The sequence below is a fragment of the Nocardia farcinica genome, assembly GCF_001182745.1.
In the GTDB taxonomy this organism is placed as follows: Bacteria; Actinomycetota; Actinomycetes; order Mycobacteriales; family Mycobacteriaceae; genus Nocardia; species Nocardia farcinica.
On record NZ_LN868938.1, the window covers coordinates 1756034 to 1775973 of the forward strand.

The following is a 19940-nucleotide window of genomic DNA, read 5'->3' on the forward strand; positions in this document are numbered from 1 at the left end:
AAACGCCGATCGCCGGCCACGGACGAACCGGGACCGGCGATCGGCGTCGGCGGCGCTCAGTGCACGAGCATCGGCGCGTCCGCGTCCTGGGTCGCGGCGGGCCGGGTGCGCGGCAGGAAGAACGCCGGGATGAGGGTCAGCCCGGCCAGCACCAGCGCCACCACATAGGTGTTGCTGAAGGCGTCGGCCGCCTCGGCGGGGCCCGGCAGACCGGCCGGTCCCGACCGGTCCTTCATCTCGTTGGACAGCACCACCGACATCGTCGCCGTGCCGATGGAACCGGCGGTCTGGTTGATGATGTTCATCAGCGTCGAGCCGCGGGCCACCTGCTGGTGGGTCAGCGTCTGGATGGCGGCGGTCATGATCGGCATCATCGTGCAGCCCATGCCCAGGCCCATGACGAACAGCGCGGCGCACAACGCCACGTAGGAGGTCTGGTCGGTGAGCTGGACGAAGAACACCATCGACACCGTGATGACGGCGATGCCGACCATGACGATCTTGCCCGGTCCGATCCGGTCGACGAAGCGCCCGGCGATCGGCATGGTCAACATCGCGCCGATGCCCTGCGGCGCCATCAGCAGGCCCGCGGCCATGGCCGACTCACCCCGCACCTGCTGCAGGTAACTGGGCAGCAGCAGGCCTGCGCCGAAGAACGCGATGGCGAACAGCACCATCGTGAGCACCGAGAAGGTCAGCGCGCGGTTGCGGAACAGGTGCAGATCGATGAGCGGGTGCTCGGTGCGCAGCGCGTGGAACACGAAGCCCACCAGCAGCAGGACGCCGATGGCGGCCGGGACCAGCACCTTCGCGTCGGCGACCGTGCCGGTCTCCGGAATGGTCGACACGCCGTAGAGGAACAGCGCCAGGCCCGGCGAGGCCAGCAGCATGCCCAGGAAGTCGAAGGACTCCGAGGGCTGCGGTTCGTCCGCGGGCAGCACCAGGTAGGCCAGCACCAGCGACACGATGCCGATCGGCAGGTTGATCAGGAAGATCCAGTGCCAGCTGAACGCGTCGATCAGCCAGCCGCCCAGGATCGGGCCGGTGATCGGGCCGAGCAGCATCGGCACGCCGAGCACGGCCATGACCCGGCCGATGCGCTGCGGGCCCGCCGCGTGCGTCATGATCGTCATGCCGAGCGGCATGAGCATGCCGCCGCCCAGGCCCTGGATCACGCGGAAGGCGATCAGCGACTCGATGTTCCAGGCCACGCTGCACAGCAGCGAGCCGAGCACGAAGAAGGTCAACGCCATCAGGTAGAGGCGTTTGGTGCCGAACCTGTCCGCCGCCCAGCCGGTGATCGGGATGACGGTGGCCAGCGCCAGCGTGTACCCGGTCATGGTCCACGCGGCGATCGCGTAGGTCGTCTCGAATTCGGTGATGAAAGTGGGCAGGGCGACGGTCACGACGGTGACGTCGAGGATCGACATGATCGCGCCGAGCACGACCACGCCCGCGACCTTGTACACCCCTGCGTCGAGTTTGTCCGCGGCGGGATCAGGCTGTGCCGCCTGCGTATGTGGAGGTTCTGTCACCGCTTAAGGGTGCCACGTTCGCGCGTCCGTGACCACCCGATATCCGCGCTCAGACCTCCCGCCACTGCTCGTCGGGCAGCATGCTGCTGGCCTGCGGACCCATCAGGAGCATGCCGCCGTCCACCACGAACGAGGCGCCGGTGACGTAGCCGGCCGCGGGGGTGGCGAGGAAGGCGACCACCGCGGCGACCTCCTCGGCGTGTCCCGGCCTGCCCAGCGGCACACCCGGACGCGGCTGTTCGCGCGGGTCCACGTCCTCCTGGCCGGTCATCGGGGTGGAGATCTCGCCGGGCGCCACCGAGTTGACGGTGATGTCGTACTCGGCCAGCTCCAGCGCGAGCACCTTGGTGAGCGCGCCCAGCCCGGCCTTGGCCGCGCAGTAGGGTGCGGCGCCGACCTTGGGCGCGTGCTCGTGCACGCTGGTGATGTTGATGATCCGGCCGCCCCGGCCACCCCGGATCATGTGCTTGGCCGCGCGCTGCGCGCACAGGAAGGCGCCGTCCAGATCCACCGAGAGCACCCGGCGCCAGGTGTCGAAGTCCATGTCCATGACCTTCTCGGCCGACCCGGTGCCCGCGCAGTTCACCAGCAGGTCGAGCCCGCCCAGCTCCTCGGCGATGTCGTCGATGACGGCGGCCGCGGTGGGCAGGTCGGTGAGGTCGAGCTGCCGGACGGCCGCGCTCGCACCGCGCTCGCGGACCTGTTCGGCGGTGCGTTCGGCACCCTCGGCGTCGCGGTGGTAGGTGACGCCGACGTCGACGCCGCCGCCCGCGGCCAGCGCCACCGCGACGGCCTTGCCGATGCCGGAGTCCGAGCCGGTCACCACCGCGCGCAACGGCGCGCCGGTGCGTTCATGGGGAAGGGGTGCGATGGTCGGCACGGCGGCCTCCTCAGCTGATGACCGCGTCGACGGCCTTCTTCAGGGCCGAGGGCTGCGCGGGCGAGTGCGGCGCCTTCTTCTTCAGCTCCAGCATCCGCGCGCCGATCTCCTGGAGTTGCTTGCGCCCCAGCCGCTCCCGGACCTTGGGGAACCACTCGTGCTCCTCCTCGTCGATGTGGTGGTCGACGTTCTCGATCAGCACCGTGGTCTTGGCGGTGAAGTGCTCGTCCTCGGGCTTCATGGTGGCCAGCTCCATGACGAGCAGATCGGCCACGTGGTGCTCCTCGTAGGACTCGAGAATGTCGTCGGTGAGTTCGGGCACCAGCTTGCGCACCTCCGGGTACATGCACTCGTTCTCGATGTAGGTGTGCACGGTGAGCGCCTCGATGATCTTGTCGACCACCCGGCCCTTGGTGGCGTTGGCGTCGTCTCCCGCTTTCTCGAACTCGCGGAACAGTTTCCGGATCTCCTTGTGATCCTCCCGCAGCAACACGATGGCATCGGTGCTCATGGCGACTCCTCGGATTCGGTTCGACCGTCGTGGCGGACATTCCCGCCGGGCGAGGTCCGAAACCTGCGGTCGCGCCGGGACGCTAGCGCGCCAGCCCGCGCCTGCCGTCGTCGAAGCGCAGCTCCAGCGTCACCGGCACGGCGCTCACCTCCAGTGCCTCGCGCAGCCGTGCCACCGCGTGTCCGAGAATCCGCCGCCGCAGCTCGGCGATGTCGGCGGTCGGTTCGGCGGTGACCACGAGATGCAGTTCCGGCTCGGTGCCGGTGCCGGTGAGCCAGGCCGAGGCCGAGCGCACCCCGGGATAGGTTCCGATGTCGTCGGCGACCGGCGCCGCGGCGGTGCGGGTGTCGAGGGTGGTGACGCCGGCGCCGGTGGCGGTGCCGATCTCCCACGCCTGTGCCTTGGGCATCCGGAACGCCTGGGCCAGCAACCAGCGCAGGCACAGCAGCGCCGCCAGCAACCCCGCGGCGATCACGATCACCAGCACCCAGGTGGGCGGCGCGCCGGTGCCGGGGACCAGCGGTTCGTCGCGGCCCGCGGCGGCCAGGCGGCCGAAGTGCGCGGCGATCAGCAGCGCACCCGCGGCCACCAGCACCGCACCGGTCAGCCCGAGCAGGGTCCGGTTCGTCCCGGCCGGGCGGTTGATTCCGCTCACGACACTCCCCTTCCGGTCACCTCGACCGTTTCGGGCGCGGCCGACGGCTGCGGCGCGACGGGTTCCGCCCCGAGCTGTCCCTTCGCGCCCCGGCGTCCCTCGGCCTTCGCGCGCCGACCGCCGTGCACCGACGCCTTCACCTTGCGCACCGACTGCGGTCCGATCTCCTGCACCCGGTTGGTCAGCCGCTCGCACACCGCCTCGGCCAGCCCCTCGGAGCGGGCCCGGTCGGTGCGGATGCGGGCCTTGACGGCCTTGCGCCGCACCCGGATCCGCGCGGCGGACACCCCGCCGACGGTGGTCGCCGAGGCCCGCAGCGCGGTGCCGAGTCCGCGCCGGGTGACGCCGCCGCGCAGCCCGTCGTCGCCGGCCAGCGGCACCACCACCGCGCGGCCGGGCCAGATCGCCAGCACCAGCAGCACGAGGCCGAGCGCGGCGAGGACCACCCCGGTCACGAGGACGGGCACGTCGTCCCAGGTGCGGCCGTGCAGTTCGGTCGCCACCCGCTGGTAGGACACGAACTCGCGCGCACCGGCCAGCCGCTGCACCGCCCAGACGATCGCGCCGACCGACAGCGCCAGCAGCACCAGCGCGACGATCACGGCGGGCAGCGTGCGGCGCGGCCTGCGGATCATCGCACCCTCCCGGCCGTCTCGGCCGGACGCACCAGCCGGTTCACCACGATGTCCACCCGGTCGACGGTGAGCCCGGTGAGCTCGCCGGTGCGGCGGATCAGATGTGCGCGGCAGCTGTCGCTGGTCCGGCCCACCGGGCGCGGGTAGCCCACCGCCAGCCGCACGTCGAGGGTGGCGCGGTCGCCGAGCACGCGCACCGCCACGTCGACATCGGGCTCGACGCCCTCGACCTCGCGCGCCGCCCGCGCCGCGATCTTGCGCACCACGCGGTCGGCCACGACGGTGACGCCGGGCAGGTCCGCCGCCGGGTCCACCGGATCGGCCGCGGCGGTCACCGCCGTCATCGCCCGCTCCGGCGCTGGGCGGTGCGCACCAGGCCCGCCACGTCCAGCTCGCCGTCGAGCCAGCGGCCGACCACCAGGCCGAGCAGCGCGAACACCAGGACGATGGCGAAGGCGCCGAAACCCCCGAAGGCGACGGCGAATCCGAGCGCCAGACCCACGGCCAGGCACAGCGTTGTCGCGTTCACACCGGTCTCCTCTCCGCGGCCCCGGCCGCTCAGCGGACCCGGCTCGGCGCGGCGTCGGTCTCGTCCTCGTCGTCGCCGGGGATGTGCACGTCGTTGACGTGGATGTTGACCTCGACCACCTCGAGGCCGGTCATCTGCTCGATCGCGGTGATCACGTTGCGGCGCACCGTGCGCGCCAGTTCCGCGATGGCCACGCCGTATTCGACGACGATCTCCAGGTCGACCGCGGCCTGGGTCTCGCCCACCTCGACCGAGACGCCCTGGCCGATGCTGGCCGAGGCGCCGGGGATGCGGTCACGGATGGCGCTGAAGGCGCGGGCCGCGCCGCCGCCGAGCGCGTGGACGCCGCGCACCTCGCGGGCGGCCAGGCCGGCGACCTTCTGCACGACGACGTCGGCGATGGTGGTGCTGCCCTGATCGGTGACCAGGTCGTTGCGCTTGGGCGCGGTTTCGGCCGTGGTCTTGGCGGGGGCGCTGTTCTCGCCGGTGGACTTCGAGGGTGTCGCAGTGGTCATCGTTCCTCCTGAGTTTCCTTCGGATACAGCGGTTGTCGCCGGTCCTGTACTCCTTTCGACACCGGCACGGACGGGATGCTCACGGTGGAAATCGGGTGAGCGAGGTCACCCGCCCTGGTCGTCGGCGAAGGCGGCGGCGTCGAGTTCGGTCACCACCAGGCGCACCGCGGCGTTCTCCCAGCGGGTGCCGTGCAGGACGCCGCGCACCGCCTCGGCGGCGAGGTTCAGCAGCGGCGGCAACGGCAGCGCCGCGGCGATCACCCTGACCTCCACCGTGGTCGGGCCGAGATCGACGGCGTAGCGGCGGGTGTCCCACGGCCACCAGGCCGGGTCGCCCGCGCCGAGCGGGGTCGCGGGCCGCAGCCCGGACACGCCGCCGACCGCGGCCACGATCTTGTCCCTGGTCTCCTCCTCGATCATCGCGCCTCCGGCTCGATGTCGAGCACGAGCACCGCGACCTCGCCGACGTCCTCGCCGGTCTGTTCGGCGACGACGCGGGTGATCTCGCGCTGCACGGCACGGCCGACCGCCGCGACGTCGGCGTCGGCGGTGACCACCAGGTCCACCGCGACCCGCACGCCGCCGTCGTTGGTGCGCCGCACGCGGACGCCATCGGCGCGGGCGGGGTCGGCGCCGGCGAGCCGCTGCCGACCGGCGCGCAGCACCGACCCCACCAGTCCGCGCACCCCCGGTTCCAGTCTGCGTACCCCGGGGACGGCGGCGGCCGCACGCGCCGCCACCGCCGCCACCACGGCGGGCTCGACCACCAGCACGGTCCCCGGCGGCGTGCTCATCGGCCCTCCCGCGGCGACTCGTCGAACACGTCGGCGACGACCACGTCGATGCGTTCGGCCACCAGCCCGGTCCGCGCGGCCAACGCCGTGCGCACCCGCTCGCGCACCGCGGGCAGCACCCGGCCGACCTCGGTGGCCGGGAAGCGCACGGCGATGGACAGCTCCACCGTCACCCGGCGCGTCCCGTCCGGCTCGGCGCCCAGTTCCCGCACCGCGCAGTGCCGGGCGCGCACGCCGGGCACGGTGTCGGCGGCGTAGCGCAGGACCGCGGCGACGGCCTGCTCGCTCACCTCCACCGCACCCGGCTGGTCGGTGGCCAACCGCAGGGTGCGCCCGCGCCGCGCCTCGGCCCGTACCGCGGACATGATCCGGGTGACCAGGTCCGGTGGCGGCGCGGTGGGCTCCTCGATCAGTTCCGCGGTGGCCGCGCGCAGGGCGAGCAGGCTCTCCCGCGCGCCGCGGCAGTACTCGCAGGTCATGTCGTGCTCGTCACCGAAGCCCGCGCGCACCATGTCCAACCGCTCCCACACCTGTTCGATGTCGCGGCCGCACGGCAACACATAGTTCTGTTCGGTCGTGTCGTTCACCGCCACGGCTTCATCACCTCCGCGAGTTGGGCGCGTGCCCGGGCTATGCGGCCGCGTACGGCGGTCGTGTTCGTCTCGACGATCGTGGCGATCTCCTCGTAGGACAGTCCGTCGACTTCCCGCAGCAGCCAGCACGCGCGTTGTTCCGGCGTGAGCCGTTGCAGGGCCTGGTTCAGTGCCGCCAGCTGCGAATTCACCTGGGCGGCGTGGTCGGGTCTGGTGTCGGTGCGCGGCGACTCGGCGGTATCGGGGTCCACGTCGGCGGTGGGGCGGCGGGCGCGGATCACGTTCAGGCACCGGTTCGTCGTCATCCGGTACAGCCAGCCGACGAACGCGGCCGAGTCCTGCAATTGGCTCAGCCTGCGCCACGCGCCGAGGAAGACCTCCTGCACCGCGTCCTCGGCGTCGGCGCGGTCGCCGAGCATGCGCAACGCCAGCCGGAACATCTGGTTCTGGTACCGCAGCACCAATTGCTCGTAGGCCCGCACATCACCGTCCTTGGCGCGCTCGACCAGCGTCACCTCGTCGGGCGTCGTGGACCCCGTGTCGTGAACAACCGCATCGGTCGTGGTCACCGCACCTCCTCCGCCGCTCATGGGTGGGACACCGCGGGCTGCGAGAACGTCACGGCGATTATCGCGTGACGGTCGTCTCAGCGAGTGCCGTTCGCGGGCGGGGTGCGCGCGTGTCGTCCCCGCCAGGACCGATTACCGCACCGGGCGCTGGTTAACCTCCCGGACATGGCGATCGACGAGGATTCCCTGCCGAGCGTCGACACCCTCGACGAGGTGACCGAGATCGCACGCGCCCACGATTCGGTGTTCCTGCGCTACTCGCGCGGGCCCGCGGCCGACGCGCGCAGCGGTCCCAGCCGCGATTTCGAGGCCGAGGTCGAGTTGCCCGGGTGGTCGGTGACGACCGTGACACCGGAACCGTGGTGGCCGCGACCCGACCGGGACTGGGTGGCGCGCCGGCTGTGCAAATACGCCGAACTCGGCGCCGCGCACGGCCGGTTTCCCTGGTTGCTGATCGGTCGCGTGGTGGGGCGCGGACCAGACCACGAGCCGCTGGTGGCCGATATGACACCGATTGCCCGGGTGAGCGAGGCGGCGCTGGCGGAGGCCGAACGGGTCTACGGCGAGCGGTTCCACGTGGGCCGGGACTCCACCTCGGACTGAGATTTCTTGTGGAAAACCTTGCGGTGGCGGGGGTTTCGCGGGCGAGAATGGAAGGGGCCGCGCGCCGGCCGCCGACGGGGGGGACATCCGCAGCTCGTCTTTCCCGATCGACTCTTGCCCGCACGAAACACGTAGGGATCACACGATGAGAGTCCATCGATTCGCCGCAACCGCCCTGCTCGCCATCGGGGCCACCACCTTCGCCGCGGGCACCGTGCACGCCGCACCCGCCGCACCCGAGATCGCCGGGGTGGAACAGGGCATCGGCTTCACCGCGGGCCCGACCACGGACGGCACCGGTCTGGTCACCCGCCTCGACTCCGGCACGTTCCGCGCGGTCGGCGATGCCGTCGTCCTCACCGACGCCGCGGGCCTGCCGGTCGCCGCGGTGCCGGCCACGGTGCAGGTCGACGGCGCCGCGGTCGCCCTGTCCCCGCGGATCAGCGACGCGGGCCGCACGCTCACCCTCACCCCCGTCGGCGCGCCCGCGGCGAGCGAGCGGCTGGCCAGCTTCGTCGACCAGGACGAGACACTGGCCCGCAAGCAGCACAACGCCGGTGTCGGGGCGCTCATCGGCGCCGGAATCGGCGCGGTGTTCGGGTTCTTCCTCGGTGGCGTCGGCGCACTGGTCACCGTGCCGATCGGCGCGGGGATCGGCGCCCTGATCGGCTTCGCCACCCCCTAGCACGGCCACCGGGATCGCCGGCGTCCGCACGCACGGACGCCGGCGATCAGCGCAAGGGGGCGGTGACGGTGTTGGATCGGCCGACGTACTCGTCGTTGATGAGGTGATAGGCCTCGCCGAGATCGGTGAGCGCCCGCTGCCACCAGCCATCGGCCAGTTCCCCCGCGGGCCTGCGGCTCAGCGCCAGCAGTGCGGCGGCGGCATCGGCCGACCTGGCGGCGGCGTCGAGCAGCACCGGCGCCGGGTCGGCGGTGGCCGCCCCGGCCAGCGCGTCGATGTGATCGTGCAACAGGCACGCCTCGAAACACACCTGTTCGGTGGGGCTTTCGTCGAGCACCGCACCGACCTCGGCGAGCGGGTGGGCCGGGTCGGCGGTGAGCACCTGCCGCAACTCCCCCGACACCACCCGGTGCAGCAGGCCGACGAGTTCGGCCTGCTCGGACGCCGGATCGCGGTGCGCCGCGACCGACTCCTGCGGGTCCACCCGCAGGATCGCCAGCACCGCCCGCAGTTGCGCGATGGTCACCACGTTCGCGTCCTCCCTGTTCGCCAGCGCCTGTCCTGCCCACCCATCGAACCGCCTCGAACCACCCGCCGCGTCGAAACACACCCGGTACCGAACCCACACCCCCGGGACCGGAACACGCCCCTGCATCGAACGCGGCATCACCAACGCGGCATCAACGTAGCCAAGTCGGCCTGCCCTGTCCAGAGCAGCCACCACCTGGCCGGATGCCGCGATCGGCACCGGCGCGGGCGGCCACCGAATAGGCTTGCCGCCGAAGCGCGCTCGCCGCCCGTGCGGGCGCTCGGGGAGGACTCCATGCCCGGCCGTCTACGCCGCGCGCTCGCCGTCACCGCCGTCGTGGCCGCCGTCCCGGGTTGCGCGACCCTGTTCGGTGATCCGCCGCCGCCGCCGCCGGAGCAGATCGCGCGCGCCGCCGACGAGGTGGCGGCACTGCCGCGCGCCGCCGAGGCCGAACAGTCGCTGCGCACGGCCGTCGAGCACATCGCCGCCGCGGCCGCCGCGCACAACCCGGCGTTGCGGTGGAGCTGGAGCGGCGAACGCGCCGAAGGTCCTTGCCACGGCCCGTACGCGAGTGTCGGCGGGCTGCGGGTGGTCTTGCCGCGCTACCTCGCCGAGGGCTCCGTTCCCGCGTCGGCCTGGCCGGAGTTCCGCCGCGTCGCGCACGAGATCGCCGCCGCCGCGGGAGCGGTCGACCTGCGGCCCGACACCAGCACGCCACCGCACTACCACCTCGACGCCGACGGCACCGACGGTGCGTACTGGGACAACCAGACGAACCTGGCCGTGTTCGCCGGGCCGGACTCGATGACGATCACCGCCAACACCGGCTGCCGCCGTCCCTGACGCCGCGCCGTGGCTGTTTGCCCGGCGGGGGCCCGGGTAGGCGCTCCATGGTCGCCCGGCGTCCCGGGCGACCGACCGGGACTGCACACCAGCTCAGGAGGTAGCGATGCCCATCGGATACAAGCTCGCGGCCGAGGGCTACGGGCCGAACGACCTCATCCGGCAGGCCGTGGCGGCCGAGCAGGCCGGCTTCGACTTCGTCGAGATCAGTGACCATTTCCATCCCTGGCTCGACAACCAGGGCCATTCCCCGTTCGCCTGGAGCGTGCTCGGCGCGATCGCCGCGCGCACCGAACGGATCGGCCTGGCCACCGGCGTCACCTGCCCGACGCTGCGCTACCACCCCGCCATCGTGGCCCAGGCCGCCGCGACCACCGCGCTGATCTCCGACGGCCGCTTCACCCTCGGCATCGGCTCCGGTGAACGCCTCAACGAACATGTGGTGGGACTGGAGTTTCCCGACTCGGTGCGGGTGCGCCACGAGATGCTGCGCGAGGCGCTGGAGATCATCCGGCTGCTCTGGCAGGGCGGCTACCGGTCCTACGAGGGCAAGTACCTGCAATTGTCGGATGCCCGCATCTTCGACCTGCCCGAGACGCCCCCGGTGATCGCGGTGGCCGCGGGCGGACCCGCGGCCGCGCGGCTGGCCGCCGATCTCGGCGACGGGCTCTTCGCGACCGAGCCGAATGCCGAGATCGTCCGCGAGTACCACGAGCACGGCGGCAGCGGCCCGCGCTACGCCGAGGTGCCGGTGGCCTGGGCGCCCGACGAGCACACCGCCGCGCAGGCCGCGCTGGAGACCACCCGCTGGGCGCTCGCCGGCTGGAAGGTGATGAGCGAACTGCCCAACCCGGTGAACTTCGCCGCGGCCAGCGCGACCGTGCGCGAGGACGACATCCGCGCGCACTTCACCTGCGGGACCGACCCGGATCGCTACGTCGAGGCCGTGCGCACCTTCACCGACGCCGGGTTCGACCACCTCGTCCTGCAGAACGCGGGGCCGGACCCGTACGGCTTCATCGACTTCTACGGCTCGCGGTTGCGCGAGACGTTGCGGGAGTCGACGGCGCTCACCGCGCACCGCGGCTGAGCGGGCGCCCGCTCAGCTCAGGCGCTGCCTGCTGCTGCGGGCGCGGCGGCGCGCCTCGGCCATCTCGGCGAGCTCCTGCTCGAGCGCCTCGGCGATGCGGAACTGGCCGGTGTCGTAGATGCCCGAGGACCGCACCACCTCGTGGTAGGCACCGTCCGGATCGGGCGGCGGCACGCTGCGCTCCTTGCTCTTCCGCGAGGACATGGTGCGGCTGTCCTTGGCCAGCGACCGGTTGTCCTTGGCGACCGGCGGCGGCACCGAGGGATCGCCCTTGGCCGCCGCGGGGGTCTGCGGCACGACGACCTTGGCGGTCATCGCGCTGTCGGACCGGCCGGGCACCGCGGGGCGGCCGACCGGAGCCAGTGCCTCGTCGATCGTCTTCGCCCGGTTCGGGGCCGGATTCGGTGACGCGGCCACGGCTTTCCCGGTCGCGGTGGGGATCGGCGCGGTCGCGGGCACCGACGTGCTCAATGGCTTGGTCGCGGGCGCAGCCGGTTTCGGCGTCTTCACCGCGGCCGGGGCGGACTTCGCGGGGGTGCCGTTGGTGGTGGTGCCCTTGCCTGAGGTGCCGTGGGTGGCGGCGCTGCCGTTCGTGGACGCCGCAGCTGTCGGCTCGGCCGGCGTGGCCGCCTTCTTCTCGGGCGCGGCGGTCTTCGGGCGCGACTTCTCGGCCGCCGGTGCGGCGGACTCGTCCGCGGGCTCGCCTCGGTGGCCCGCCTCGACGAGTTCGCCCTCGGCCGGTGCCTCCTGCGCCTCGTCGGCGGCCAGCGGCTCACCGGTCTCGGGATCGACGCGGCCGTCCACGTCCGGGTCGGCCTGCTCGGCGATCTCGGCCTCGGCCGCCACCCGCGGCACCATCTCGATCGGGCCGCGCGAGCGCACCGCCACCAGCGAGGGCAGGCTGTTGCGGATCTGCTCGGCCGGGTCGGGCAGCTCGCGCACCTGCTCGGTCGCCCGGTAGATCGCCAGACCGTAGCGGGAGCTGGCGGCGTCGTGGATGAGCAACGCGACGCCGATCATCACCGGCGCGATGGCGTGCACACCGACCTCGTACCACTGCCCCGCCCGCAGATACGGGTAGGTGTTCAGCACGACCGTCAGCGACAGCAGCGCGATCTCGGCGGCGGCGACCTGCTTGCGGTTGTCGACCACGCCCCATTCGGCCACCTTGTTGGTGCCGATCATGATGATGATCAGACAGACGCTGATCATGCCTTCCAGCAGATAGCTGAACCAGTACAGCGGATCGCCCGGCCCGCCCGGCGCGATGTTGTGCTGGACGTTGACCGCCGACCAGAGCATGCCTGCGGCGACGACACCGGCGAGCGCGCGCAGCGACCAGGACCGATGCCGGTACAGCGAGGCGAGTTTCGCGTGCGGGCTGGATTCGCGCCGCTGCGCGGCGATCGCCTTGCGGGCGAGCAACAGATCTCGCATGTCGGCCTTCGCGATCTCTTCCGCGGTTTGACGTGCCCGGTCCGAGGCCACCGCGGCGGCCTGCACTTCTTTCCAGCGCTGTTCCCGGTCCTGCTCGCGAATGCGTTCGGCCAGCTCGCGTTCGGCACGCAGCTCGTCCTCCGACAACGCCTCGGTGAGCGCCGGGTCGAACTGGTAGGCCAGGCGGCCTCTGGCCTTCTCGACCCGCCGCGCCAGCTGCGTGACCTCGTCCTCGATCGGATGCTCGACGGTCATATCGACCTCCCGCCGGGGAGTTTCGATGGCAGACAAGTGATCACGGGTGTGAACAGCACCCCACATTCATAGTCCATGCACGGTTGCCTGCAAAACCATAGATTTTCCCGCTCCGCTCTCCCCCGGCGCGCCGCGCGCGACACACGGGGGAACGACGCGCTTTTCCCAGGCACGACGACAGCGCGGTGCCCGCCCCGGCACGTCCCGGGACGGGCACCGCTCGGCGCGCGCGATCAGTGCGCGCTCACGCCGCTCAATTCGTTCGGGCTGTCGGGCAAGGTGACCGAGGCCGCCACGGTGCCCGCGGCCAGATCGATCCGGTGCACCTGCTTGGTCGCCGGATCGCTGACGTAGACGTCACCGCCCCGCACGAACAGCGCCGGGCGCGGCTGCTGCCACTTCAGCGGTTCCTGCCACGGCGCGAGCACGTCGATGCGACGCACCACAGTGCCCGCCACCGGGTCGATGACGTGCAGGCGGCCGTCGGTGCCGAGCACCAGCGCCTCGCCCTGCGGGCCGCGGCCGAGGGAGCGGAAGGTGTAGCTGGCGCCCAGATCCACCAGGCGCAGCGAGCCGGTGGTGGTGTCGATCAGCGAGACCTGCTGCGGGCGCTCCAGTTCGGCGTCCTTGTCCTGCTTGTAATCGCCGAGCACGATGGCCGATTCGGGGCTACCGGCCTGGTTGCCGATGCGACCGTAGGGGGTCGGGCTGGTGATCTTGGTGATGACGCCGTCGCGGTAGACGAGCACACCGTTCTCGCAGCCGACGACGACGGTCTCGTCCTCGGCGGCGGCCTCGCCGTGCACGCCGGGGCAGTCCTCGTTGCGGGTGATCTCGGTGCGCCGCTCGTCCAGCACGGCCAGACCGGTGCGCTTCTCCTCGGTGCCGAGGGTGACGACCAGCTTCCCGTCCGCCAGTTCCACCGCGACACCGTGGTGCGGCTGCGGGGTCTTGTAGACCTCGGTGGGCGGCGCGCCCGCGGCGAGGTCGGCCGGGTCGAAGGAGACCACCTCGCCGGTGCCGTCGGTGAACAGCACGGTGCGCCCGGCGTGGCGCACGACGTGCCCGGGCTCCGGGCCGGGGAAGGAGATGTCGGTGAATTCGGCGGCGGTCGCGTCGTAGACCCGGAACCCTTCGGACGTGGAGACCATCAGGTGCCGCTCGTCACCGGCCGGGTTGAGCCGGTTGAAGCCGTCGAGCCGGGTGGTGCCGCCCAGTTCCAGCGTGCGGCCGTCGAGGACGTGGATGCCGCCGTCGAAGGTGACCGCGATCGGCTCGGCGATCGCGCGGTCCTGGGCGTCGGCGTCGTCGCCGGACCCGCAGGCGGTCAGCGTGACCGCGGCGGTCAGCAGACCGGCCAGCGCGGTCGCGGTCCGCGCGGTGGATCGAATGTGCATGTGGTGCTCCCTTTTCCGATGTACTGCGTTCACGGAGCGGCCAGCCCGGCCACGATGGCCTCGGTGTTGGACCGCATCATCTCCAGGTAGGTGGCCGCGCCGCCGCCGGGTGGGCTCAGCGATTCCGAGTGCAGGCCGATCACCCGCACGTGCAGTCCGGCTTGTTCGGCGAGGACGCGGGCGAGCCGGTCGGGCTGGGCGGTGTCGGCGAAGACCGCCCCGACACCCGCCGCGCGCACCGCGCCGGCGAGCTCGGCCAGATCCGCGGGGCTGGGCGAGGCGAGCGTGGTGCCGCCGGGGATCACCGCGCCGATCACCTCGAAACCGAAACGCTGGGCCAGGTAGCCGAAGACGTGGTGGTTGGTGACCAGCTTGCGGCGCTCGGGCGGCACGGTGGCGAAACGTTCGGTCATCCAGCGGTCCAGCTCGTCGAGCTCGCGTAGGTAGTTCTCGGTCCGCGCCCGCACGATGTCCGGGTCGGCGTCGGTGTGTTCGAGCACCGCGTCGCGCAGCGCTTCGACAGCGCGGGCCACCCGGCGCGGGTCGGTCCAGAAGTGCGGGTCGGGACGATCGGCACCGACCTCGGGCCGGAAGCGCAGCGGATCGACCCGCTCCCCCACCGCCAGCGTCGGCACACCCGCCTCGGCGGCGGCGGTGACGTGGCGGGCCACGCCCTCCTCCAGGCCGAGGCCGTTGTGCACGATCAGGCTCGCCCGCTCGAGCACGGCCGCCTGCTGGGCGGAGACGGCGAAATGGTGCGGGTCCGCGCCGGGCGACATCAGCACGGTCACCTCGGCGGCGTCGCCCACCACGGCGGCGGTGAGGTCGCCGAGGATGTTCGTGGTCACCACGACGCCCTCGCCGCGGCCACCGCCGTCGGCACAGCCCGCGGCCAGCACGAGCGCGGTGACCAGGACCAGCAGTCGCAGGATCGTTCTCATTCGCCGGTCTCCACCATCAGCGCGGGGGCGATGTCGAGCGGGAAGGTCCGCGCGACCCGCAGATCCGCGTAGTCGATCTCGAACACCCGCCTGCCCGCCGGGTCGTTGACATAGGCGCGGGCGCTGTCGACGGTCACGGTCGGGGCCGCGGCCGGATCCACCGTCGCCAGCAGCTGCGTGCCGGCGAGTTCGACACCGGTGACCGGGTCGTGGGCGTGCAGCATCCCGTCGGCGGTGAGGGTGAGCAACGGGGCGCCCTCCCCCGCGGTGTTCGCCGCGAGCACCGGCCCGGCCGGGACGAGCGTCCAGGTCCGCGCCCGCACGTCGAGCAGCCAGGCGCCGCGATCACCGGCCCGCGCCGCCAGCGTCGCGCTGCCCGGACGGTGTCGGAACTCGGTCGCGCGCTCGGTGGCGGGCACCGGGTGCGGGTAGGCGATCGGAGTGCCGGCGAAGGCGGTGCCGTCCGCGTACACGACCAGCGCGCCGTCCGCGCAGCCGAACACCACACCGCGGCGGGTCGAGGCGCTGCCGCGCGGTTCCGGGCAGGGCTGCGGCAGCGACGCGACGGGGGCACCGTCCCTGGTGCGCACCTCCACCCGGCCGTCGGGGCGGGCGATCACCAGATGTTCGGCGTAGGGCACGGCCGTTCCGGCGATCGGCTCGCCGAGCGCGCGCACCGAACCGTCGTCCAGCGCGCCACGATCCAGCAGCACGGTCTCGGCGCCGGTGTGCACGGCCGCCACGGCGCGGTCGGCGAGCACCGTGACGTCACCGGCGACCGGCCGGGTGCCCACTTCGCGGATCGGCGCACGGTAGTAGTGGGTGTGGTCGCCGTGGTCGACCAGCCAGCTGCCGGTGTCCACGATCCGCAGCGCGGCGCCGTCGGAGAGGTAGGCGTGCCTGCCGTCGGCGGCGATGCCGCGCACGCCCGGCACCGCGGGCAGCTCGGTGACCTGCTCGCTCACCAGGTCGAGGACCCGCACGGCGCCGGACCCGCTGTCGGCCAGTACCAGCCGCGGCTGCGGTTCGGCCGTCTCCTCCGCGCCCGCGATGTATCCGTGCGGCGTCGGCTCCGGTTGCGCCGGTTCGGGATTCGCGGCGCAACCGGTCAGCACCGCGGCCACGGCCACGGTGGCGGCGGCCGCGCGGGCCCGGCGCCCGCGCCACCACGAGCGGGCGGCGGAGGCGGCCGCGGACAGGAAGAACAGCGCCACCGCCACGACCGCGATCGTCGCGCCCGCCGCGGTGCCCGCATGCCAGGAGATGAGCAGTCCCGCCACCGTCGCGCTCGCGCCGAGCAGCGCGGCCAGCGCCATGATCACCGGAATGCGGTGCGCCCACAGCGTCGCCGCCGCGGGCGGCGCGATGAGCAGCCCGAAGACCAGCAGGGTGCCGACCACGTGGAAGGAGGCCACGATCGCGAGCGTGATCAGGCCGAGCATGGCCGCCTGCGCCAGGCGCGGTCGCAGGCCGAGGGTGTGGGCCAGGCGCGGATCGAAGGCCAGCGCCACGAACGCGCGGTGGCCGAGTGCGGCCACGATCCCGGCGAGCAGCAGGGCCGTCGCGAGGAAGGCCAGGTCGCGGTCACGGATCGCCAGCACGTCACCGAACAGGAAGCCGGTGAGGTCGACGGCGAACGACTGCGCCCGCGAGATGATCACCACGCCGATCGCCAGCATGCCCACGAAGAGCAGGCCGATGCCGATGTCGGCGGAGAATCGCGGCGAGCGGGTCAGGGCGGAGACGCCGAGCGCCATCGCCGCGGCGCTGACGGCGGCGCCCAGTACCAGGTTTCCGCCCAGCAGCGCGGCCACGGCGATGCCGGGCAGCATGCCGTGCGCCATGGCGTCGCTCAGAAATGCCATGCCGCGCACCACGACCCACGTTCCGGCGATCGCGCACAGGCAGCTGACCAGCAGCCCGCCCCACAACGCCCGGTGGACGAAGGACACCTCGAACGGGGCGAGCAACCATTCCATGGCGAGACACCATAAGATGAAAACGATTATCACTACAACTGACGTGACGGGAGCCACACATGGCGGCGGGACTGCGGATCCACGGCTTGACCGCGGGCTATCGGGGGCGGATCGCCCTGCACGACCTCACCGCCGATCTGCCCGGCGGCGCCGTCACCGCCGTGCTCGGACCCAACGGTTCGGGCAAATCGACGCTGCTCGCCGCGGTCGCGGGAGTGCTGCGCCCCGCGGCGGGACGGGTCGAGCGCGGCCCCGGCACGCGGCTGGCGTTCGTGGTCCAGCACAGCGCCGTGCCCGCCACGCTGCCCATCACCGTCGCGGAGACGGTGGCGATGGGCCGCTGGTCGCATCGCGGTCCGTGGCGGCGGCTCACCCGCGCCGACACCGCGATCGTCGACGCCTGCCTGGACCGGCTGCACCTCACCGAGCTGGCCGGGCGCCGCCTCGACACCCTCTCCGGCGGCCAGCGCCAGCGCACCCTGCTCGCCCAGGCGATGGCCCAGCGGGCCGACATCCTGCTGCTCGACGAACCCACCGTCGGCCTCGACGCGCACTCGCGCCGGATCATCGCCGACCTGCTCGTCGAACTGGCCGCCGACGGCGCGACGATCGTGCAGGCAACCCACCATCCCGACGAGGTACTGGCAGCGACCCACTGCCTGCTGCTCGAGGCGGGACACCTGCGCGCCCAGGGTGATCCCGCGTCGATACTCGGCGGCCCCGCGGCGCAACTCTTTGGTCACGAGGGCGTGTCGTTCGACCGAAACGCCTTGGCGCGGCAATCGATCGGCTTACGCTGAGTGCGCCCCGGTAGCCCCGGGGTTGCAGGGCGGGTCGTCACGCCCCCGAACGCGACTCGCCATCGCCGAGCAGGTCAGGCGGGGCCCGGGTCCGGCTTCAGCCCGGACCCCGCCTGACCAGCACCCCGTCCGGAAAACTCCGCTCGTTCCGAGCGATCCTCGATCCATCGAAGAAATTGCGGCACATCGCCGAGCACGAATTGCGCGGGGCGCCCGGACGGTCGACAGGATACCGTTTGCACCGGCGCGGATACGTGAATTGTTAATTCCGCGCAAATCTTCCCGTGCATCCGAACGCGCAGATCATCGGCACATCCACGCCGGAAGTCCCGATTTGTGGGCTCCACCGGGCGAGATTCGGACCGATTTTCCGGTAACCGACCACCGATGCGGGGTGGCAGTCCGAATTGTTTCCCGCATTCTCGGCGATCAGCGGCTAAAATTGTCGGCACCTGGAAAATCGAAGTGGGTCGGCATTCCTGTCCACCTCACCAGTTCGTCTGTACAGGAAGTCCCCGCGGCCCGACGACCAGCGCCTTCGCTCGAACATCGCGATGCCGCCACGTCGGCGCCGGCCCACCTGCCGAGGAGGCCGACCATGGTCGACAATGCCGTGACCGAGCAGTACGAACCCGAGCCGGGGGTGGTGATCTGGCCCGAGCCGAGCCGTCTCGAGCCGTGGTGGGAACGGGTCATGTTCGGATCGGGCAGCCGGTCCGCCGGGTCGTCGGGGGATGCGCTGCACGAGAGCACCCGGCGGCAATAGCGCCGCCGGGCCGGAACCCCGCACTCCCCGCCCGGCGATCAGCCCGGCCAGGTACCGGTCAACGACTGGTATCCGCGGGCACCCGCGCGGTCCACCGCGGCCTTCACCGCACCGAAGATGGCACCTTGCAGCGCGGCCGCGATGACGACCTCGCGCCAGGTGTGATCGGGCGCGGTCGCGTTCGGCGCCTCGTCCTCGCCGGTCAGCTTGCCCCATACCTTGCTGAACACGGCGTTGGCGGCGACACCGCCGAGCACGCCGACGATCAGTCCGAGGGGTTTGTACAAGGTCTTCACAAGCGCCGCCTCCGCAACAGCCACCACACCAGGACGCCGGCACCCACGGCGCCGAGCACCAGCGGCACCGGCTGCCTGCGCGCGGTGTCGGCGGCGTGCCTGCCGCTCTGGGCGACCGGTTCGGGCACCTTGGCCTCGGCGCGGGCGATGGCCTCCTTGGCGCGCCTGCCCGCCTGCGCGGCCTTGTCCTCGGCGGCGAGCACCGCCTCGTTCGCGGCCTGCTGCGCAGAGTGCACGGTGTCGTTCACCTTCTCCTTGCCGCGGGCTCGGATGTCCAGTTTGCGGCCGAGTTCGTCGACGGTCTCGCCCAGTTCGCGGCGCGCCTGATCGCGGTCCTCGCGGACGGCGTCGGCGAGCGCGTCCGGGCTCGTGTTGTTCGGCTCGGTGTCACTCATCGGCGGGTCCCGTTCCTGATCGCTCGAATGTCGCCTTCCACGCCGCGCACGGCCTCCTGTGGCACCGGCGGGGTGGCGTTGTCCACCTTCTTCTTGCCCGCCAGCGCCAGCACGCCGGCGACCAGCAACAGCGCCGCGGCCACGATCAACGCGGCCGCCCAGTCCGGCAGCGGGATGTTCAGCGCGAACACCGCCGCCGCGACCAGGGCCGCGCCGCCGTAGAACGCCAGCAGCCCCGCGGCGCCCGCGAGTCCGGCGCCGATCCCGATGCCGCGCGCCTTCCTCTGCATCTCCAGCTGGGCCAGCCGGAATTCGTCTCTGATCAGCCTGCTGACCTGCGCGGTGGCGTCTTCGACCAGTTCGGCCGTCGACCGGGACTGCGTCGTCGACCTGGCCTGCTCGGTCAGGTGAGCCCCTGTCGTGTCGGTCATGAGTCCTCCTCCGCATCGAGCGGCATGTCCGTTCCGGACGGGCACACCCGATTCGCCTGTGCGTCGCCGTTCCCGGCCCGCGCCGTTGCGAGCCCACGTCCCCGTTGACGCCGTCGGCGACGGCCGAATCCGCGGTGGTGCCGCCGGGATCCGCGTCGGGTGTCGATGACGCGATGTCCCACGGGGCGTATACCCTGCCGCCGATCACTCAATCGCCGACCTGAACAGCAGGTCAGGGCGCGATTCCGCGATTGGATCCGGCGCGGGTGGGTAGTTC

The 19940-nt window shown here is 72.2% G+C and carries 26 protein-coding genes; 6 read left to right on the forward strand and 20 right to left on the reverse strand.

Annotation, left to right across the window (positions count from 1 at the left end):
* Positions 1–56: 56 nt before the first annotated feature.
* The 12 genes from AMO33_RS08525 to AMO33_RS08580 all read right to left on the reverse strand — a co-directional run bounded on the left by AMO33_RS08525 (position 57) and on the right by AMO33_RS08580 (position 7216).
* Positions 57–1535 carry a DHA2 family efflux MFS transporter permease subunit gene (locus AMO33_RS08525; RefSeq protein WP_060591829.1) on the reverse strand — a complete coding sequence of 493 codons (1479 nt, stop codon included), beginning with the start codon at positions 1533–1535 and terminating at the stop codon, positions 57–59.
* 49 nt (positions 1536–1584) lie between these two features.
* On the reverse strand, positions 1585–2415 hold the full coding sequence (locus AMO33_RS08530; protein ID WP_076573483.1) for an SDR family oxidoreductase: 831 nt from the start codon (positions 2413–2415) through the stop codon (positions 1585–1587).
* Positions 2416–2425: 10 nt separating this feature from the next.
* Entirely contained in the window at positions 2426–2926 is a 501-nt protein-coding gene (locus AMO33_RS08535; RefSeq protein ID WP_011208876.1) for a hemerythrin domain-containing protein, read from the reverse strand.
* A gap of 82 nt (positions 2927–3008) precedes the next feature.
* The gene (locus AMO33_RS08540; RefSeq protein ID WP_060591831.1) at positions 3009–3581 is read right to left on the reverse strand and encodes a hypothetical protein; all 573 of its coding nucleotides are present in this window, start codon (positions 3579–3581) and stop codon (positions 3009–3011) included.
* Positions 3578–4216 (reverse strand): DUF6286 domain-containing protein, encoded by a 639-nt coding sequence (locus AMO33_RS08545; protein ID WP_060591833.1) that lies wholly within the window; start codon positions 4214–4216, stop codon positions 3578–3580. The genes AMO33_RS08540 and AMO33_RS08545 overlap by 4 nt, the downstream gene beginning before the upstream one ends.
* The gene (locus AMO33_RS08550; RefSeq protein ID WP_060591834.1) at positions 4213–4560 is read right to left on the reverse strand and encodes an Asp23/Gls24 family envelope stress response protein; all 348 of its coding nucleotides are present in this window, start codon (positions 4558–4560) and stop codon (positions 4213–4215) included. Before AMO33_RS08550 ends, AMO33_RS08545 begins: the two co-directional genes overlap by 4 nt.
* Positions 4557–4745, reverse strand: a complete 189-nt coding sequence (locus tag AMO33_RS08555; protein ID WP_011208872.1) for a hypothetical protein — start codon at positions 4743–4745, stop codon at positions 4557–4559. Before AMO33_RS08555 ends, AMO33_RS08550 begins: the two co-directional genes overlap by 4 nt.
* 29 nt (positions 4746–4774) lie before the next feature.
* Entirely contained in the window at positions 4775–5260 is a 486-nt protein-coding gene (locus AMO33_RS08560) for an Asp23/Gls24 family envelope stress response protein (protein WP_060591837.1), read from the reverse strand.
* Positions 5261–5365: 105 nt separating this feature from the next.
* Complete coding sequence (locus tag AMO33_RS08565; RefSeq protein ID WP_060591839.1) at positions 5366–5680, reverse strand: hypothetical protein; 315 nt, start codon at positions 5678–5680, stop codon at positions 5366–5368.
* Positions 5677–6054 carry an Asp23/Gls24 family envelope stress response protein gene (locus AMO33_RS08570; protein ID WP_060591840.1) on the reverse strand — a complete coding sequence of 126 codons (378 nt, stop codon included), beginning with the start codon at positions 6052–6054 and terminating at the stop codon, positions 5677–5679. The genes AMO33_RS08565 and AMO33_RS08570 overlap by 4 nt, the downstream gene beginning before the upstream one ends.
* Complete coding sequence (locus tag AMO33_RS08575) at positions 6051–6641, reverse strand: Asp23/Gls24 family envelope stress response protein (protein ID WP_082668715.1); 591 nt, start codon at positions 6639–6641, stop codon at positions 6051–6053. The genes AMO33_RS08570 and AMO33_RS08575 overlap by 4 nt, the downstream gene beginning before the upstream one ends.
* Positions 6638–7216, reverse strand: coding sequence for an RNA polymerase sigma factor (locus AMO33_RS08580; protein WP_011208867.1), 579 nt, complete (start codon positions 7214–7216; stop codon positions 6638–6640). The genes AMO33_RS08575 and AMO33_RS08580 overlap by 4 nt, the downstream gene beginning before the upstream one ends.
* Positions 7217–7381: 165 nt before the next feature.
* Here AMO33_RS08580 and AMO33_RS08585 point away from each other — a divergent pair, with 165 nt between their 5' ends.
* Complete coding sequence (locus tag AMO33_RS08585; RefSeq protein WP_041560077.1) at positions 7382–7819, forward strand: DUF6098 family protein; 438 nt, start codon at positions 7382–7384, stop codon at positions 7817–7819.
* 145 nt (positions 7820–7964) lie between these two features.
* On the forward strand, positions 7965–8504 hold the full coding sequence (locus AMO33_RS08590; protein ID WP_060591844.1) for a hypothetical protein: 540 nt from the start codon (positions 7965–7967) through the stop codon (positions 8502–8504).
* A 46-nt stretch (positions 8505–8550) separates the two neighbouring features.
* Here the strand turns inward: AMO33_RS08590 and AMO33_RS08595 are convergent, their stop codons facing one another.
* Positions 8551–9033, reverse strand: a complete 483-nt coding sequence (locus AMO33_RS08595) for a hypothetical protein (protein WP_011208864.1) — start codon at positions 9031–9033, stop codon at positions 8551–8553.
* A gap of 294 nt (positions 9034–9327) precedes the next feature.
* Between AMO33_RS08595 and AMO33_RS08600 the strand changes: the two genes are divergently transcribed.
* Both AMO33_RS08600 and AMO33_RS08605 read left to right on the forward strand, forming a co-directional pair.
* Positions 9328–9876, forward strand: a complete 549-nt coding sequence (locus AMO33_RS08600; RefSeq protein ID WP_139337503.1) for an LppA family lipoprotein — start codon at positions 9328–9330, stop codon at positions 9874–9876.
* A 106-nt stretch (positions 9877–9982) separates the two neighbouring features.
* Positions 9983–10966, forward strand: coding sequence for an LLM class F420-dependent oxidoreductase (locus AMO33_RS08605; protein WP_011208862.1), 984 nt, complete (start codon positions 9983–9985; stop codon positions 10964–10966).
* Between the two features lie 12 nt (positions 10967–10978).
* Here the strand turns inward: AMO33_RS08605 and AMO33_RS08610 are convergent, their stop codons facing one another.
* The 4 genes from AMO33_RS08610 to aztB all read right to left on the reverse strand — a co-directional run bounded on the left by AMO33_RS08610 (position 10979) and on the right by aztB (position 16975).
* Positions 10979–12658, reverse strand: coding sequence for a hypothetical protein (locus AMO33_RS08610; RefSeq protein WP_060591850.1), 1680 nt, complete (start codon positions 12656–12658; stop codon positions 10979–10981).
* Positions 12659–12891: 233 nt separating this feature from the next.
* The gene (aztD, locus tag AMO33_RS08615; protein WP_060591853.1) at positions 12892–14055 is read right to left on the reverse strand and encodes a zinc metallochaperone AztD; all 1164 of its coding nucleotides are present in this window, start codon (positions 14053–14055) and stop codon (positions 12892–12894) included.
* A gap of 29 nt (positions 14056–14084) precedes the next feature.
* Positions 14085–14996, reverse strand: a complete 912-nt coding sequence (aztC, locus tag AMO33_RS08620; protein ID WP_060591855.1) for a zinc ABC transporter substrate-binding protein AztC — start codon at positions 14994–14996, stop codon at positions 14085–14087.
* Entirely contained in the window at positions 14993–16975 is a 1983-nt protein-coding gene (gene aztB / locus AMO33_RS08625) for a zinc ABC transporter permease AztB (protein ID WP_060591859.1), read from the reverse strand. Before aztB ends, aztC begins: the two co-directional genes overlap by 4 nt.
* A 59-nt stretch (positions 16976–17034) precedes the next feature.
* Here aztB and aztA point away from each other — a divergent pair, with 59 nt between their 5' ends.
* Both aztA and AMO33_RS31395 read left to right on the forward strand, forming a co-directional pair.
* Positions 17035–17775 (forward strand): zinc ABC transporter ATP-binding protein AztA, encoded by a 741-nt coding sequence (aztA, locus tag AMO33_RS08630; RefSeq protein WP_060591861.1) that lies wholly within the window; start codon positions 17035–17037, stop codon positions 17773–17775.
* 598 nt (positions 17776–18373) lie between these two features.
* Entirely contained in the window at positions 18374–18541 is a 168-nt protein-coding gene (locus tag AMO33_RS31395) for a hypothetical protein (RefSeq protein ID WP_159005486.1), read from the forward strand.
* A 38-nt stretch (positions 18542–18579) separates the two neighbouring features.
* On the opposite strand, the gene AMO33_RS08635 is transcribed toward AMO33_RS31395, so the two are convergent.
* The 3 genes from AMO33_RS08635 to AMO33_RS08645 are packed head-to-tail and all read right to left on the reverse strand — an operon-like array spanning position 18580 to position 19663.
* Positions 18580–18837 carry a DUF4235 domain-containing protein gene (locus AMO33_RS08635; protein ID WP_011208855.1) on the reverse strand — a complete coding sequence of 86 codons (258 nt, stop codon included), beginning with the start codon at positions 18835–18837 and terminating at the stop codon, positions 18580–18582.
* On the reverse strand, positions 18834–19232 hold the full coding sequence (locus tag AMO33_RS08640) for a DUF3618 domain-containing protein (protein ID WP_060591862.1): 399 nt from the start codon (positions 19230–19232) through the stop codon (positions 18834–18836). Before AMO33_RS08640 ends, AMO33_RS08635 begins: the two co-directional genes overlap by 4 nt.
* Positions 19229–19663: a phage holin family protein gene (locus AMO33_RS08645; protein ID WP_060591864.1), complete on the reverse strand. Its 435-nt coding sequence runs from the start codon at positions 19661–19663 to the stop codon at positions 19229–19231. Before AMO33_RS08645 ends, AMO33_RS08640 begins: the two co-directional genes overlap by 4 nt.
* Positions 19664–19940: the final 277 nt, after the last annotated feature.

Coding starts and splice junctions, on each gene's coding strand:
- AMO33_RS08560 (WP_060591837.1), bottom strand. CDS start 5,260: ATGACCACTGCGACACCCTCGAAGTCCACCGGCGAGAACAGCGCCCCC.
- AMO33_RS08645 (WP_060591864.1), bottom strand. CDS start 19,663: ATGACCGACACGACAGGGGCTCACCTGACCGAGCAGGCCAGGTCGACG.
- AMO33_RS08640 (WP_060591862.1), bottom strand. CDS start 19,232: ATGAGTGACACCGAGCCGAACAACACGAGCCCGGACGCGCTCGCCGAC.
- AMO33_RS08610 (WP_060591850.1), bottom strand. CDS start 12,658: ATGACCGTCGAGCATCCGATCGAGGACGAGGTCACGCAGCTGGCGCGG.
- AMO33_RS08545 (WP_060591833.1), bottom strand. CDS start 4,216: ATGATCCGCAGGCCGCGCCGCACGCTGCCCGCCGTGATCGTCGCGCTG.
- AMO33_RS08550 (WP_060591834.1), bottom strand. CDS start 4,560: ATGACGGCGGTGACCGCCGCGGCCGATCCGGTGGACCCGGCGGCGGAC.
- aztC (WP_060591855.1), bottom strand. CDS start 14,996: ATGAGAACGATCCTGCGACTGCTGGTCCTGGTCACCGCGCTCGTGCTG.
- AMO33_RS08605 (WP_011208862.1), top strand. CDS start 9,983: ATGCCCATCGGATACAAGCTCGCGGCCGAGGGCTACGGGCCGAACGAC.
- AMO33_RS08590 (WP_060591844.1), top strand. CDS start 7,965: ATGAGAGTCCATCGATTCGCCGCAACCGCCCTGCTCGCCATCGGGGCC.
- AMO33_RS08535 (WP_011208876.1), bottom strand. CDS start 2,926: ATGAGCACCGATGCCATCGTGTTGCTGCGGGAGGATCACAAGGAGATC.
- AMO33_RS08565 (WP_060591839.1), bottom strand. CDS start 5,680: ATGATCGAGGAGGAGACCAGGGACAAGATCGTGGCCGCGGTCGGCGGC.
- aztB (WP_060591859.1), bottom strand. CDS start 16,975: ATGGAATGGTTGCTCGCCCCGTTCGAGGTGTCCTTCGTCCACCGGGCG.
- AMO33_RS08570 (WP_060591840.1), bottom strand. CDS start 6,054: ATGAGCACGCCGCCGGGGACCGTGCTGGTGGTCGAGCCCGCCGTGGTG.
- aztA (WP_060591861.1), top strand. CDS start 17,035: ATGGCGGCGGGACTGCGGATCCACGGCTTGACCGCGGGCTATCGGGGG.
- AMO33_RS08585 (WP_041560077.1), top strand. CDS start 7,382: ATGGCGATCGACGAGGATTCCCTGCCGAGCGTCGACACCCTCGACGAG.
- aztD (WP_060591853.1), bottom strand. CDS start 14,055: ATGCACATTCGATCCACCGCGCGGACCGCGACCGCGCTGGCCGGTCTG.
- AMO33_RS08600 (WP_139337503.1), top strand. CDS start 9,328: ATGCCCGGCCGTCTACGCCGCGCGCTCGCCGTCACCGCCGTCGTGGCC.
- AMO33_RS31395 (WP_159005486.1), top strand. CDS start 18,374: ATGGTCGACAATGCCGTGACCGAGCAGTACGAACCCGAGCCGGGGGTG.